This is a genomic window from Methylobacterium sp. FW102-HT35C08, from assembly GCF_058790235.1.
Genome location: NZ_JBYTCL010000002.1, coordinates 4,380,699 through 4,396,327 on the forward strand (window position 1 = coordinate 4,380,699; position 15,629 = coordinate 4,396,327).

Annotated in this window: 12 protein-coding genes; 6 read left to right on the forward strand and 6 right to left on the reverse strand. The window is 67.0% G+C overall.

The features are described 5' to 3' along the window. Positions 1-456 precede the first annotated feature (456 nt). Entirely contained in the window at positions 457-1,041 is a 585-nt protein-coding gene (locus tag AC3WSN_RS20820; RefSeq protein WP_373622096.1) for a phospholipase A2 family protein, read from the reverse strand. A gap of 174 nt (positions 1,042-1,215) precedes the next feature. Continuing rightward, entirely contained in the window at positions 1,216-1,344 is a 129-nt protein-coding gene (locus AC3WSN_RS20825) for a hypothetical protein (RefSeq protein ID WP_283214866.1), read from the reverse strand. 579 nt (positions 1,345-1,923) lie between these two features. Here AC3WSN_RS20825 and AC3WSN_RS20830 point away from each other — a divergent pair. Continuing rightward, entirely contained in the window at positions 1,924-3,213 is a 1,290-nt protein-coding gene (locus AC3WSN_RS20830; protein ID WP_492540476.1) for an MFS transporter, read from the forward strand. A gap of 37 nt (positions 3,214-3,250) precedes the next feature. Here the strand turns inward: AC3WSN_RS20830 and AC3WSN_RS20835 are convergent, their stop codons facing one another. Then, positions 3,251-4,147: a LysR substrate-binding domain-containing protein gene (locus tag AC3WSN_RS20835; protein ID WP_492540478.1), complete on the reverse strand. Its 897-nt coding sequence runs from the start codon at positions 4,145-4,147 to the stop codon at positions 3,251-3,253. A gap of 119 nt (positions 4,148-4,266) precedes the next feature. On the opposite strand from AC3WSN_RS20835, the gene AC3WSN_RS20840 reads away from it, so the two are divergent. After that, a complete protein-coding gene (locus AC3WSN_RS20840) occupies positions 4,267-5,538 on the forward strand; it encodes a M20/M25/M40 family metallo-hydrolase (protein ID WP_492540479.1) in 1,272 nt (423 codons plus the stop codon). A 258-nt stretch (positions 5,539-5,796) separates the two neighbouring features. Beyond that, complete coding sequence (locus tag AC3WSN_RS20845) at positions 5,797-7,194, forward strand: L-serine ammonia-lyase (RefSeq protein WP_492540481.1); 1,398 nt, start codon at positions 5,797-5,799, stop codon at positions 7,192-7,194. An 89-nt stretch (positions 7,195-7,283) separates the two neighbouring features. Here the strand turns inward: AC3WSN_RS20845 and AC3WSN_RS20850 are convergent, their stop codons facing one another. Next, on the reverse strand, positions 7,284-8,015 hold the full coding sequence (locus AC3WSN_RS20850) for an SDR family NAD(P)-dependent oxidoreductase (RefSeq protein WP_492540483.1): 732 nt from the start codon (positions 8,013-8,015) through the stop codon (positions 7,284-7,286). Between the two features lie 82 nt (positions 8,016-8,097). On the opposite strand from AC3WSN_RS20850, the gene AC3WSN_RS20855 reads away from it, so the two are divergent. Continuing rightward, complete coding sequence (locus AC3WSN_RS20855) at positions 8,098-8,490, forward strand: winged helix-turn-helix transcriptional regulator (protein ID WP_492540485.1); 393 nt, start codon at positions 8,098-8,100, stop codon at positions 8,488-8,490. Between the two features lie 492 nt (positions 8,491-8,982). Then, positions 8,983-9,906: an ABC transporter substrate-binding protein gene (locus AC3WSN_RS20860; RefSeq protein WP_492540487.1), complete on the forward strand. Its 924-nt coding sequence runs from the start codon at positions 8,983-8,985 to the stop codon at positions 9,904-9,906. A gap of 206 nt (positions 9,907-10,112) precedes the next feature. Here the strand turns inward: AC3WSN_RS20860 and AC3WSN_RS20865 are convergent, their stop codons facing one another. Beyond that, positions 10,113-11,987 (reverse strand): cation:proton antiporter domain-containing protein, encoded by a 1,875-nt coding sequence (locus AC3WSN_RS20865; protein ID WP_492540489.1) that lies wholly within the window; start codon positions 11,985-11,987, stop codon positions 10,113-10,115. Between the two features lie 1,130 nt (positions 11,988-13,117). Here AC3WSN_RS20865 and mepA point away from each other — a divergent pair. Then, positions 13,118-14,038 carry a penicillin-insensitive murein endopeptidase gene (mepA, locus tag AC3WSN_RS20870; RefSeq protein ID WP_192710786.1) on the forward strand — a complete coding sequence of 307 codons (921 nt, stop codon included), beginning with the start codon at positions 13,118-13,120 and terminating at the stop codon, positions 14,036-14,038. 106 nt (positions 14,039-14,144) lie between these two features. Here mepA and AC3WSN_RS20875 read toward each other — a convergent pair whose 3' ends face one another. Continuing rightward, positions 14,145-15,059 (reverse strand): manganese catalase family protein, encoded by a 915-nt coding sequence (locus AC3WSN_RS20875; protein WP_192710785.1) that lies wholly within the window; start codon positions 15,057-15,059, stop codon positions 14,145-14,147. Positions 15,060-15,629: the final 570 nt, after the last annotated feature.

Consider the following 15,629-nt stretch of genomic DNA (forward strand, 5'->3'; position numbering starts at 1 on the left):
AGGTCTCGCTTTCCCGGCGACGCGACCGCCGCAGGATCGAGACGATGCACGACGAGGCGCTCCTCAACCTGCTCAACGCCATCCTGATGGCCTCGAGCATGATGCTGACCTGGCAGGTCTATCTCCTGCGCAAGCCGAAGGCGCAGTAGAGCCGCTCCCGATCACGTCGAGACGCGCGACGGCAGGATACGGGTCGTGGTGTGGGGTGGGCTGGATCCTCCGATCCTTGCCCTCATCTGAGGTGCCGGCGCGTAGCGGAGGCCTCGAAGGAGCCCTCCGGCCGGCCGCGCGATCCCTGGAGCTCTCCTTCGAGGCGGCTCCGCCGCACCTCAGGATGAGGGCAGGGATGGGACATGGACTGGTCATCGCGGTGCGCCGCGCTCCCGGAGCGTGGCGCGACACCGACGGTCGCGGCTCCAAGCCGGCCGCCGGTCAGATCCCGTCAGGGGCGCGTGGCTACGGGGCGCGGCATTCCATGACGGCGGTCGCCTCCACGACGCTGAGGGCCCTGCGCCGGACCTCCAAGGGGGCGCCCGTCCCGTCTGCCACGGCGGACGCCTCGCGCCTGAGCGACGCGTCGCACGCGCAGGAATGGTACCCGGCCGCTTCGTAGCAGGCGTCGTGGCGCATGCAGGCGGCATCGAGGGCGTCCGTCGGAGGAAGCCCCTCGCCACGCTGGCCCTTGCCGCAGTAATTCCCGTGGAACAACTCCTGGCCGGCGACGACGCGGCCGAGGTCACCTTTCGGCGGTGCCGGCGCCTCGTCCCGTCCGCCCGGGTTCAGATCGTTGGCCGGGCCGCCGGCCTTGGAGCCGGAGGAGCGTAGCGCCTTCGGGATCCGGGAGCGCTCGCCGGGCTCGTTCAGGGCCTCGCCGGCCCGCCCGTTCGGATCCGAGAGCTCCGGCAGCGGCGGGGGCGGACCGGGGCGCGGCTCGTCGGCCTCGACCGACGTGGCGGGCACGTCGCCGACGCCCTGGGCCAGGGCTGAATGCGGGCAGGCCACGAGCATGAGCCCGAGCAGTGCGAGGATGGATGGTCTCAAGGGTACCCCCGAATCGGCGGCTCCCTAAACTCGAAGCTTGGCTCTTTCGTTCCCGAGCGTCGTACCCGGATGTCGGGAAGCGAGCCTCCCCTCGAAAGCACACGGCCTGCGATGGGGCCGCATCGACAAGCTTTTCGGACCGTGCGGCCAGCCTCGATGGCGGGCGTGGGCGGCTCAGGCCGCCCTGGGACGCCGTCGCACCAGCCCGCGCAGGATGCGAAGCGGCAGGAAAACCAGCTTCAGGACGGCCCGGGCGAGCAGGACCGCCAGGACGGCGAGGACGGCCAGTGCGGTGTTGAACATGAGCGATACCGGTGCCGCACCCGTTGCCGGGGGCGAATGATGACGATCCGCAATCGCCTACACCCTGAACGCGGCGAGATGGTGGACGGGACGGTCGTCCCGTGCGGACGCTTGTCGCGGATCCCGCGACCGCAGGGTCAGCCGCGCCGAAGCATGCGCGTTCGCGCACGCTCACTTCTCGGGACGTGCGGATCCGCAGCACGGCCCCTGACGGCGCTCCGGTCGTGGCTGACGGTCACGCCCCTGTCCGCGCGCAAGTCCCGCCGCAGCCCTCGGCCAGCAGGTCCGCCACCGAGCCGCCCAGGGCTCTTGAAACGGCCGTATCGATGCCAAGACGCGCATCGCTCGCATGTTTTTTAAGCTGAAACGGACGTATAAACGAACCTTATGACAGAGCTGGCGCCCGGTTATTGGCCAGCTTGTAGATAGCAACTCATCCTCGCCGTGCGTCGTCCGAGCTGAGAAGGCCCGACACAAAGGTCCGCCTCGGATTCGAACTCGATCCTCGGGAGGAAGACCATGACTGGGACCACTAGACCGGCGTCCCCGGGTGGGACGCCCCGTGTCATCGCTGCCGCGATGATCGGGAACGCCCTCGAATTCTATGATCTGTTCATCTACGGCTTCCTGGCGATTGTCATCGCGAAGGTCTTCTTCCCCGCCGACAGCGACGTGGTCTCACTGTTGATCACGGTCGGCACGTTCGGCGCGTCCTACGTCATGCGTCCGCTGGGAGCCGTGGTGTTGGGCTCCTATGCGGACAAGCATGGCCGGAAAGCCGGCATGATGCTGACGATCTGGACGATGGGCTTCGGCACCGTCCTGATCGCCTTCGCGCCGAGCTACGCCGCGGTCGGCCTGCTGGGTCCCGTAATCGTCGTCTGCGGCAAGCTGATGCAGGGATTCTCGGCGGGTGGCGAGTTCGGAACGTCGGTGACCTTCGTCACGGAGCACGCGCCGCCCGGCAGGCGCGGCTTCTTCGCCAGCTTCCAGGTCGTCGGCATCGGCCTGGCGACGGCCCTCTCCGCGGCCGCCGGCATCGGCCTGAATCTCTCCTTGTCGAGCGAGCAGATCGTCGATTGGGGTTGGCGGTTGCCGTTCATCTTCGGCCTGACGATCATCCCGTTCGGATACCTGATCCGCCGCGGCGTCGACGAGACGCCCGAATTTGCCGCCCAGGCGCCGTCGGCGACACTTCCCTTCAAGGCCGTGGCTTCATCGCAGAAGGCCAAGATCGCCTACGCGGTCGGCCTGTACTCCCTGGCGGCTTCGACCAATTATCTCCTGGCCGTGTACATCCCGACCTATGCGCAACGTGAGCTTCACCTGAGCCCGACCGTTGCCTACGGAGGCGCCTTCGCCTTCGCGTTCATTCAAACATTCCTGCCGCCGGTCATCGGGGCCCTCTCGGATCGCTTCGGGCGGCTCAAGTTCATCGCCAGCGGCGTCCTTCTGGTCGGATTGTCCGCCTTCCCGGCCTTCGTCTGGATGATCAGTCGCCCCGAACCCGGCGTCTACCTCACCTGCATCTCGATGCTCGCCGTCTTCGTGATGGTCTTCCAGGCGCCGATGCCGGCCTTCCTCTCCGAACTGTTCGGCACCTCGATCCGGACGACGTCGCTCGCCCTGGTGCACAATCTGAACTTCACCATCTTCGGGGGCATGGCGCCGTTCATCTGCATGCTCCTGATCCAGCAGACCGGCAGCAAATACATCCCGGCTTACTACGTCATCGCCACGGTCGTGCTCGCGCTGCTGAGCCTTGGCTACCTGCGCTATCGGACCGTCAGGGCGGCACGGCTGACGCGGTTCAGCGGCCTGCCCCTGACGCCCGATCCATTCCGGGCCTCGACGATCGGAACGGACTGACCGCGAGCCCGGCTTCCGGTCGCCGACCGACGGCGCCTCATCCGCGACCCAGGCGGGCGGATGGGGCGAGATGGCTCTTCAGCAGCGCGATGAACTCCGTCGCGATGACCGAACGGGCCATCGCCGCCGGATAGAGCAGCCCGATCTCGTAGTGGATCGCGGGCTCGAAGGTCCGCCGAACGATGCCGCCGGTGAAGGGCATGCTGACGAGCGGATCGACCAGCCCGACGCCGCACCCGGCCGAAACCAGCTCGCACACGGTCGCAAAGTACTCGACTTCCGCGACCACGTTCCATCGCGCCCCATGCGCCGAGAACGCGGATGCGAGCTGATGGTGGGTGGCGTGATCCCTGAACAGCGTCACGAACGGCACGCCGTCGAGATCGGCCGGCGTGACGACGTCCTTCTGCGCGAGCGGATGGTCTGCCGCCACGATGAACTCGCAGCGATAGGAGAAGCGCTCCATCTCGGCGGACGGGTGCGACGACGGCAGTTCGGCGATGGCGAGATCGAAGGATTGCGATGCGATCAGATCCTTCACGATCGTCGAGCTGTGCGACACGATGCGGACCTGGACGTCGGGACGCCCCTCGATGAACAGGGACACGATGCGCGGCAGCAGAGCCAACGAGATGCTCGGATAAGCCGCGATCGACAGGCGTCCGTAGCTGCCCTGCCGGATCTCGCGCGCCGCACGCTCGGTGCTCTCGATGGCGGCCAGCGAGCGCGTGACCTCGGTGAAGAACAGCGTCGCCTCGGGGGTTGGGTGGAGCCGGCCCGCGTGCCGGACGAACAGGGCGAACCCGAGGCTCTGCTCCAATGACGCGATCGTATTGCTGACGGAGGGCTGGCTGACCCCGAGCTGTTCGGCGGTCTTCGTCATGGTGCCGGCCAGCATCAAGGTCCGGAAGCACTCGAGTTGCCTGATCTGCATCGTCACCCATTCGGGATGCTTATTGATCCGTCAGGCTAGCTTATTGGTCGTCCGGACGCGACCGTGCTGAACTCGTCTCCATCGATCGATCCATCGCGATCGCTCCGCCGGAGACGACCATGAGTGTTGAACGACACTACGACGAAGCCGCGGCGGCACGCCTGCTGCAGGACGGTCGTCGACGGCGCCACGAGGTGGTCGACCAGACGTTGCGCCTGCTGGCCTGTCCCAGCCCCAATCCGTCGGGCGATACCCGCGCCATCGCCGCCCGCATCCTGGACGAGCTCGGCGACCTGCCGAACGTCCAGGTCGCGCTCCACCCCTCGGAGCCGCACATCCACAATCTGGTCGCCACCGTCTCCGGCGAATCCCCGGGGCGGCGGCTGGTCTTCAACGGACACCTCGACACGTTTCCCCTCGGCGATCGCGACGCCTGGACGGCGGATCCGAGGGGGGAATTGCGGGACGACCGCCTCTACGGCCTCGGCGTGTCCGACATGAAGGGCGGGCTGGCGGCGAGCCTGTTCGCGTTCAGGAACCTCGCCGCGGAGCCATCCGCCTGGGGCGGCGAGGCCGTCATCGCCTTCGCGGGCGATGAGGAGACGATGGGAACGCGCGGCACCCAGTACCTGCTGGACACCGTCCCGGCGGCACGCGGGGATGCGGTGATCTGCGGCGATGTCGGGTCGCCCTCGGTGCTGCGGATCGGCGAGAAGGGACTGATGTGGATCCGGATCGTCGCGAAGGGACGATCCTGCCACGCCGCCCATGTCCATCGCGGCGAGAGCGCGATCGAGAAGCTGGTTGAGGCGCTCAACGGACTCACGGCGCTGCGCGCGCTGAATGTCCGGGTCCCTCCCGAGGTCGAGGCCATCGTGCGCAATGCCGCGCCGCGCTCCGAGCCCCTGTCCGGCGTGGGGGAGAGCGAGGTCCTGCTCAAGCTGACGGTGACCATCGGCACGATGTCGGGCGGGCGCCTCCCGAACCTCGTGGCGGACCATGCCGAGGCGACTGCCGACCTGCGATTGCCTCTCGGCCTGTCGACGGCGGAGCTGCACGCGGCCATCGCGGATCGCCTGGGCGGGATGCAAGGCGTCAGCTTCGAGGTGCTGCGCGCGTACGAGCCGACCTTCACGCCGCGCCAGGATCCGGTGGTCCAGTCGTTCTCGCGCGCCACGACGCAGGTCCTGGGCGTCGAACCGGTCGCGAATATGCGCGTCGGCGCCTCCGACGCGCGTCTGTGCCGGCGCGCAGGCATCCCGACCGTGATCTGCGGGCTCACCCCCAACAACATGGGGGCGCATGACGAGTACGTGCAGGTCGAGGAGTTGATGGCGCTGGGTGAGATCTTCACGCGCGGCGCGCTCGATTATCTGACATCGGAGCGCTAGCGCGGCCGCTCGATTCGAGCCTGAGAGGACGTCCAGGCTGGAATCCGGCGGCGATGCGCGCCACACGCACCACGCCGCGCCGGATATTCGGCTCGTGGCACGGTTTCGGCTTTCCGCGAGGTAAGGCCGGCCGATCCATGCCGCGCGTGCCCGTGAGCCCCGGAAGACGGGGCTCGCCAAGCGCCGGTGCCACGACGAGGATACATCTGCGTTGATCAGTGCGTGCAGCTCCGGGCGATGGCTGGATGGGAGAGCCCGATGTTCTTGAGCATCTTCGACATCTTCAAGATCGGCGTCGGACCGTCCAGCTCGCACACCATGGGACCGATGCTCGCCTCCGCGCGCTTCCTCGACGCGCTCCGCGAGCGCTGGGCCCGCGCACCCGACGCGCCTGCGCCGCTGCGGATCGAGGCCGTCCTGCGCGGAAGTCTCGCCTTCACCGGACAGGGGCATGCCACCGACCGGGCGGTGGTTCTCGGCCTGCTCGGGTTTCGTCCCGACACGCTCGATCCGGACGAGGCCGTGCGCCGCGAGGCCGCGCTGCGCGCGAACGCGTGGATCGACGTCGCGGGCCTTCCGCGGATCCGCTTCGATGCCGAGACCGGGATCGTGTTCGACTACGGGCCGCCGTTGCCGGGCCACGCCAACGGGATGATCCTCCGCGCCTTCGACGCCGAGGGCGCGCCGTACTTCACGGAAACCTACTACTCGATCGGCGGCGGCTTCGTCCTGACCGCGGAGGAACTGGCCGGCGGCGACATCAAGGCGGTCGATGCCTCGGTGCTACGCCCCTATCCGTTCGGGAGCGCCGCCGAGATGCTCGTGATGGGCGCGGCGTCGCGGCGCAGCATCGCGGCCATGAAGCGGGCCAACGAGACGGTCGGCCGCGGAGACGCGGAGTTCGATGCCGGCCTCGATCGGATCTGGGCGGTCATGGATGCGTGCATCGATCGCGGTCTCGCCACCGAGGGTACGCTGCCGGGCGGCCTGAACGTCCGCCGCCGGGCCCGCCGCATCCATCAGGCGCTGCTCTCCGAGCGGGGCAGCAACAGCGTCCAGCCGCACGTCGCGAACGATTGGCTGTCCGTCTATGCGATGGCGATCAACGAAGAGAATGCCGGCGGCGGGCGCGTCGTCACAGCACCGACGAACGGGGCGGCCGGCGTCGTCCCGGCGGTCATCCGATACTACCGCGACCATTGCATTGGCGCGAACCACGCCGGTGTTCGCGATTTCCTGCTGACGGCCGCGGCGATCGGCGGCCTGATCAAGACCAACGCCTCGATCTCCGGTGCCGAGGTCGGCTGTCAGGGCGAGGTCGGGTCGGCCGCCGCGATGGCAGCCGCCGGCTTCTGCGCCGCGCTCGGCGGCACCAACGAGCAGGTCGAGAACGCCGCCGAGATCGCGCTCGAGCACCATCTCGGCCTCACCTGCGACCCGATCCGCGGGCTGGTCCAGGTGCCGTGCATCGAGCGCAACGGCCTCGGCGCCATCAAGGCCGTCGCGGCCGCGTCCCTGGCGCTGCGCGGGGACGGCAGCCACATCATGCCGCTCGACAACTGCATCGAGGCGATGAAGCAGACCGGGCGCGACATGAGCGTCCGGTACAAGGAAACCTCGACCGGCGGGCTCGCCGTCAATCTTCCGGAATGCTGACGGACGGCGCGCGATCGGCGGCGGAGCGCGAGCCGCTTCGGGGATGATAAAGAGGCCGAGGCGGACCCGCTGAAACCGTCATCGTGACGCTAGACCTGTCGCATCCCGCCATCGACGCACAGCTCGGCTCCCGCGACGAAGCTCGCCTCGTCGCTCAGCAGGAACAGCGTGGCGGCCGCCACCTCCTCCGGACGCGCCATGCGGCCGAGCGGGATGGGCGCGATCAGCGCGGCCCGCCCCTCCTCCGGCACCCGCGCCATCATGGCGGTGTCGGTCGGGCCGGGGGCCACCACGTTCACGCGGATACCCTGCGGAGCGAGTTCCGCCGTCCATGTGCGCGCGTAGGACCGGAGCGCCGCCTTCGTGGCGGCATAGGTCCCGTAGGGCGTGATGCCTGCGGCGTCGGCGATCGACCCCATCAGCACCACGGCTCCACCCTGCCCCATCGCGCCCAGAGCCGCCTGCAACCCGAAGACGGCCCCACGGACGTTGACCGCGAAGTGCCGGTCGAAATGCTCGGGCGTCCCGTCGCGCAGGGTCGCCGGCTCCGAGATACCCGCGTTGAGGACCAGCGCGTCGATCCGGCCATGCGTCTCCCGCACCGTCGCCACGACCCAGTGCAGATCCTCCTGTCGGGCCGCGTCCGCGACGAGACCCCGCGCCCCGCGGCCGATCTGCGCAGCGGCTGCCGCGACCTCGTCGGCGCGCCGCCCGGTGAGGACGACCGACGCGCCCTCGATCGCCAGCCGCTCGGCGACAGCAAGGCCGATGCCCTTCGCCCCGCCGATCACGAGAGCAACCTTGTCCATCATGCGAGCCATCAGGGCATCCCCTCATCCACGATGGCCCACCAGATACAGATCGTATATCTGCTATCAAGAACGCACTTAGGTTAGCCTAGATATGGCCGACGATACCGATCTCGATGCCGCCTCCGCATGCGCGCTCGCCAACATGGCGCGGGTCCGCCCGGTGTTGGACAAGATCGCCGACAAGTGGACGATCCTGATCCTCACGGTGCTGTGCCCGCGGCCGGCACGGTTCAACGCGATCAAGCGGCGGCTTGATGGCATCACGCACAAGGCGCTGGCGGACGCGCTGAAGCGGCTGGAGCGCAACGGTCTGGTGACCCGGACCGTGCTGCCGACCGCCCCCATCGGCGTCGAGTATGCGATCACCCCGCTTGGCCATTCGCTGCGCCAGCCCTTCGAGGCGCTCTGCGCGTGGGCCCTCGACAACGGTGCGGCGATCAATGCGGCCAACCAGGCGCATGACCGCATCAAAACGAGGCCTTGAGAGCGCGTCTGCTTTCGCTACGCCAGATGTTGGGCCGCGCTGTCTTATCACGGCCGTCAGCGGGCGGGCCCGCGCCGTCCGCTCGGAAGCTTCGACGGCTCGGAAGCGGACGGGCAGAAAGCCACCCCACCCAACCCAGACACTCGGACCGCCGTCGGCGCTTCCCGAGAAGGTCCGCGGTTACACCCGGCCGTCGGACTCGACGTACGGCTTTATCGGCAGCGAATTTCGAAGTCAGATCCTGATCCCGGCCCTTGTGCTTTAACCTCGGCTATCACGGCAAAGGTGAGAGTAAGTGCCCGATCTCCGCTTCAGCCTCTCCCTTGATAATCTGGTTTGTACGATTTACCTTTCCCAAAACCATTGCATTCGGCTTAAGATCCGAGCCTCACACCAATCACATTCGGCATTGGCGCTGGACGATCGGATACAGCAATGCTTAAAAAAATTGCCCTTTCGTGCCTGGCACTCACAATGTGCTCGACCCTCGCCGTGGGTGAGCAGAGTCAACCGCGGAAGAAAGTTGCGATCATCACAAATTTTTCGGAGACTGACGCCGCAGCTCATAGCCTCGTTAAGAATTTCACAGATACTCTGGAGATGAGCACGCCAAGAAATATCGCATTCCAGCACGATTATTATTGGGCCGGCGGAAACATTGATGCCGCCAAATCTCACGCAAAGCGCATTGTATCAAGCCAGCCCGATGCGATCTTTGCTGCCACCACCCCCGTCGTCCGCGCCCTTCTACAGGAAACGAAGACGATACCGATCGTGTTCGCGACAGTGGCCGATCCAGTCGGCAGTGGATTCGTGGAGAATCTGGCCGCTCCGGGAAAAAACGTGAGCGGATTTATCAATTCAGAGGGTAGCATTGCTGGGAAATGGGTCCAATACCTCAAGGAATTGGTGCCAGGCATGTCGTGCGTCTCGATGATGTATAACCCCAATACCGCACCATACTATAAATACTACGTCTCGCCCTTCGAGGAGACAGCGCGATCAATGAATATGACATCGGCGCTATTGCCCGTTGCCGACGAGAAGGACATTGAGGCTGCAATAAGCGCTTTATCGAGCAAAAAATGTGGTCTCGTTCTCATGAACGACAGTTTCAATTTCATCCATCGTCGAACAATAAGCTCAGTCTCGGAGAGGAATGGCGTTCCGGTCGTCGCCTATAACAAGGCAACCACGCAAGACGAAGCGCTCGTCGCTTATGGCCCTGAGGAAGCAGATGCTTACAAAAAAGCCGCGGGCTATGTCAGGAAGATATTAGACGGCGCTCAGGTCGGAAAACTGCCGGTTCAACTCAATACGCATTTCTATTTATCCGTAAATATGCAGAAAGCAAAGAATCTTGGAATACAGGTTCCGGACTCGTTCCTCTCGCGCGTCGACGAAGAGGTTGAGTGAGGCTGCAGGGCGCTTGCGTGAACGGAGGCATGGTTCGAGGTATCGCCGCACGTGACGGTGACGTCCGCTTCGACGCGCGTGCCGCTCCGAAGCGGACCAGCCGGACCATTCCGAGCGGCCATTGCGATCCTGGCCCACGCCAGCCGTGCCGATGGCCGTTCGCCCATTCGGAATGCTGCCCGTCCGTCGCGCGTTGAACGGAAGAGTCAGGAAATCCCGTCGGCCCCTGCATCGTGCTGATGTCGCAATTCGGGGCTTCCTTTGACGGGTCCCGCCGTCTTGTCCGATCCGAACTGACTCTCGGTTCGGGCCGAGTCGATGAACAGGCGTGCCTCACCCTCTCGCACGCCAAGGCTGCGCAGCGCGTAGAGCGACATGCCGAGTGCCAGTTCCCGCTCGGCCATCAAGACGAGTCCCACCCGATCCTCTTCGAGGTGTCGCCGCTCGACGTCGCTGTGGGTACGGACCACCGTGTCGATCTTCGGGTTCGACGCGCGTGCCGCCTCGACAAGCCGGCGCGCTTGGTGCGGGTCGGGCGTGGCGACCACAAGCAGACGCGCCGCGCCGATGCGCGCCGCTTCGAGAATGCCGGGCGCTGTCGCGTCCCCGAAGACGGCCGGAACGCCCGCTGCGCGCAGATCGAGCACGCGACGCCGGTCCCGCTCGACCACCACATACGGCAGATCCCACGCCTGCAGCGTCGTTCCGATACTGCTGCCGACGCGCCCGTAGCCGACGATCACGACGTGGTCGCGCCGCTGCGACCGCCCGACCGTCTCCGCCACATCGGGCACGCGCCTGCGCGCGAAGCGCGTCGCGAGGCCGGGACGCGTGGCGAGAGCCTGCTCGATCCGCGTCACGAGAGCGAAGAAAACTGGGTTCAGCGTGATCGAAAGGAGCGCACCGCCCAGGATCAGATTGCGCCCTTCTTCCGGCAGCAGTTTCAGCGACAGACCCAGCGTCACCAGGATGAAGGAGAACTCGCCGATCTGGGCCAGACTCGCGGCGATCGTCAGAGCCGTGCCGATCGGGTGTCGGAATGCCAGCACGATCGCCACGGCGGCGAGCGATTTGCCGATCATGATCACGCCGAGCACCGCCAGGGACGAGAGCGGCTCGCGGAGGAGGATGCTTGGATCGAACAGCATCCCGATGGAGACGAAGAACAGCACAGCGAAGGCATCCTGCAGGGGCAGGGAGTCGGCGGCGGCCTGATGACTGAGATCGGACTCGGCGAGCACCATGCCCGCGAAGAAGGCCCCGAGGGCGAACGAAACCCCGAACAGTTCCGCCGAGCCGAAGGCGATCCCCAGCGCCATCGCCAGGACGGCGAGGGTGAAAAGCTCCCGCGAGCCGGTACGCGCCGCCTGATCGAGCAACCAGGGTACGAAGCGGCGTCCGCCAACCAGCATCAGGCTCGCGAAGATCGCGACTTTGGCGAAGGTCAGAAGGATGGTGAGCAGCAGGCTGCCGGCATAGTCAGGGCCGATGAAGTGCCCGATGAAGTCGGTGAGCGCGTGGACTGTGCCGTGCGCGGCCCCTCCCGCCTCGCCCCCGAGGGAGGGGGCAAGGACTGGCAGGACGACGAGCGCGAGCACCATCGCCAGATCTTCGACGATGAGCCAGCCCACGGCGATGCGCCCATTGTCGGTGTCGAGCAGACCGCGCTCCTCCAGGGCTCGCAGCAGGACCACGGTGCTCGCGACGGATAGAGCCAGACCGAAGACCAGTCCTTGGCCGAGGCTCCACCCCCACGCCAGAGCGAGGCCGACGCCCATCGCGGTGGCCGCAATGATCTGCACCACGGCTCCGGGCAAGGCGATGGCGCGCACGCTCATCAGATCCTTGAAAGAGAAGTGCAGACCGACCCCGAACATCAGCAGGATCACACCAATCTCTGCCAGCTGACCGGTTAGATTGCTGTCGCCGACAAATCCCGGTGTGTAGGGGCCCACAAGTACCCCCGCGAGCAGATAGCCGACCAGGGGCGGCAGCCTGAGACGTTGGGCGACCATTCCGCAGATGAAGGCAAGCGTCAGCCCGAGGGCGATGATGGCGATCAGTTCGGTCGCATGCGGCACGAGATCGGGACTCTCAGAAAGCGGACGGGGGGCGGGACTCATGATTTTAGACACATGAGCCCTGGAGTCAGGGTCCATGGAGGTGCCGTCGGCTCACACGGCGTCCGGACGGACGCTGCACGCGGGCGCGCGCGGAAGGCAGCCTCGCCAAGCCGAGCGTGACGCAGGAGACGCGATCGTCCCCGAGCGAAGATGCGACAGCCGCGTCTCGATCCGCGGGGCGGAACCCGCGCAGCGGCGCAGCGAAGGCAGACCGGTCCGCCCGGCTTTCGAGACGATCATCTCACGGCCGTCCGCAGTCTCGTGCGGCCAGAGGTTTGGTCCCGACGTGACAGTGGAATGGACGCGACGAACTACGTGCCCTTTCCGACGCGGGGTCTCCGTGCGCGTGGACCGACAGCGGCGGTAGCGCGAACCGGTCAGGCGCTCACCCTGCCGTGACGGCCGGCGTGCGGCCCGGCCAAGCCTGCATCGTCCATCAGCCCGCGCCCAGGTGAGCCTGCGCCGAAAGTGTCGGATTCTGCTCGCGGTCCGGCCGAGACTGGGGATCTTCAGCTCACCGTTCCAGTCAGGTCGACGAGACGTTGGGCCTCCGTGGCCAAGCTGGCCGCGAGCAAGAGGCAGACAGCGCCAAGAAGAGCAACGCCGATCACAGCCCACGCCAGATCTGATGTCCGGACGGGCTGCCCGGCCTGCCGGCCAGCGAGCGAGCTTTGGACTTTGTGAGCCTCTGTCGATGTGCGGTGCATGGGGCGACTCCGCAGCTGGAGATCCTGTTTGTTAACGGTCTGGAGGCCGAGCCTTCATCCCGGCGCGAGTCATCGACAGATGCTGCCTGTGTGCTGTCGCACGAATGCTGAAGGCGGACAGAAATCCAGCGCCCGATACTCCCGCCAGGAACGAGCTTGGGCCATTCGGCAGGCCGAAACGGGCCCTCTTGCGGTCGTCCGCGCCGGATCCGGACCGCGGGGCCCGGTCTTCCCGCAGGTGCGGGCCGGGTGGCACGCAGGGCCGCCTCCCGACTGATTTGCCTGACCGGCGCGGTCTGCCCGAAAAACGCCCCGCCCCTGGGCGACGATCGGTGTGGGGCACGCGCGCCCTCCCACTCAAGCCGGACGAACAGCCCCCGCATGCCGATGCCGCGTTTCGCCCAGAGCCTCGCGCTCGCCGCCCTGCTCCTGCCGGCCGCCGCGCACGCCCAGGACCGCGGCAGCGTCAACCCGAAACCGCTGCCGCCGCTGGAGCACCCGGACGCGCCCTCGACTCCCGCCAAGGCCCTGTTCGGGCGCGTGACCAAGGCGTCCTCCGGACCGGCCCGCATCTACGGCTTCTACGCCAAGGGCTGCTTCTCCGGGGGCGAGGCCCTGCCGATGGACGGGCCGAACTGGCAGGTCATGCGCCCGTCACGCAACCGGATGTGGGGCACGCCCTACCTGGTCGATTTCATCGAGCGGCTGTCGCAGAAGGCCGTTCGGGTCGGCTGGCCGGGGCTGCTGGTGGGCGACATGGCCCAGCCCCGGGGCGGCCCGATGATCACCGGCCACGCCTCGCACCAGATCGGCATCGACGCCGACGTCTGGCTGACGCCGATGCCCGACCACCGCATGAGTCGGGCGGAGCGCGAGGAGACCTCGGCCACCGACATGGTCCGCCGCGACCGCCTCGACATCGACCCGGAGGTCTGGACGCCTACCCACCTGCAGTTGATCAAGCTGACGGCCGAGCAGCCGGAGGTGGAGCGCATCTTCGTCAACGCGGCGATCAAGAAGGCGCTCTGCCGCGACGCCGCGGGCAGCCGCTGGATGTCGAAGGTCCGCCCGATGTACGGGCACAACTACCACTACCATATCCGGCTCGCCTGCCCGGCCGGCCAGGAGGATTGCCAGCCGCAGGGCGCGCCCCCGGCCGGCGATGGCTGCGACGACCTCGGCTACTGGTTCTCGGACGCGGTGCTCCACCCGAAGCCCCCGAAGGTGCCGCCGAAGCCGAAGCCGGCCATGACCATGGCGGCGCTGCCTGCCGCCTGCCGGACGGTGCTGAAGGCGCCGTAGGCCGCGTCACGCGGCAGCCCCGGCCTGCGCAGGCCGCCGGGGCGAGGCGACGGAGCGCGGCACGTCTCGCCGCGCTCGCTCCCGTGGGCGTCCTGGGCGAAGGCGGTCAGCGCCCCTTCTTGTAGAGCTTGCTCGCGATCTCGAAGATCTCCTCGGGCGCGTAGTTCGGTGCGAAGGCGCCGTAATTGCCGTCGAGCTCCGGGATCTTGCCGCCTTCGGGCAATCCGTCGACAACCTCCAGATTCCCGGGCGGATCGCCCGGCAGCGCCACCTCGTCGTTCGACCAGACGCCCGCCGCCTCTTTGTAGTCGTCCGGGCTGAACCGGTAGAGCCGCCGGTGCGAGCCTTCCTGAAGGTACTTCTGGCACTCGGGGATCTTGTCGAGGACGATGTTCGGGGTCGGAAGCATCTTCTCGATCTCGACACCGGTGAGCTTCTTGAGCGCCAGCGCGTAGGCGTGCGCGTGGACCGATCCGCGCACGAGCAGGTAGCCGCAGACTTCCCGACCGGTCGGGTCCTTCAAGGTCTCGTAGACGCGCAGCTTGTGGAGGCGGGCGCCGCATTCCAGATGGAAGTTGTGCAGCAGGTCGATGATGATGTTGCCCGTCGTCGTGACCATGTCGACGTTCCACGACTGGGCATTCGAGTTGATGGGCGTCGCGCCGCCGCCGTTGCTGAGGAAGCTGCCGGCGAGCCGGATGTCCTGCATGTCGTGGAACGGCGCCTTGGACAGATCGACCTCCTCGGTGTCGTCGCCCGGACCGTTGTTGAGCATCGCGATGCCCGTCGAAACCAGTTCGACGTGCCCGAGCTCTTCTGCGAAGATGCTGGACACCAAGCTGTAGAACGGTCGGAGCTTCGATTTATTGCGGAAATTGAAGCTCTGGAACATGTAGTTGCCCAAAGTCGACATCTCGCCGTATTTGCCGCCGAGCAGTTCCTGGAGCGCCGCCGCCGCGTTGGGGTCGGGCTTCTTCGGCTGGGGCAGTTCGGCCTGCAGGCGATCGAGCTTCATGAACATGCGGACAGCTCCGTTTGCGCGTGATGCGCAGTAGGGCATCGCTTTGCGCGAGTGATCGTTCCTCCACGCACCGCAGAGCCGCGCGGTGTTTCCGAACCTTCGGGGCGATGCGGGTCGGCACCGGCTCTTCGGCCAGCCCATCGGCCCGCTTTCGAAAGCGGCGCGGCTGATAACCGCGCCGGCCTGCCGCGCGCCCTGTTCGATCCGCCGTGGTGATGTGCTAACGCCCAGGCATGCCCCGCTGGCTCTTCCTTCTCTTCGCCGTCGCCGTCGCCCTCTCCGTGCTGGGCAGCGTGCTGATCGTGCTCCGCAGCCCCAACAGCACGCCCCAATTGGGGGGCAACTTCCTCACGCCCGCGGCACCCGGCATGAAGCCGCGGCCCGCCACGGGCCCGTGAGGCCAGGCGGCGGGCCCGGCATCCCGGATGCCCGCAGGGGCAGGATCACCGACGCGCTGCCCGAGCCAGGTTTCAATCAGAAGTGGCCGAAATCGCCCCAGTTGGGCGAGCTTCTCGTCTTGGTCGACGCGAAACCTGGCTGATGGACTGGACCGCGTCTGCAATTTACGGC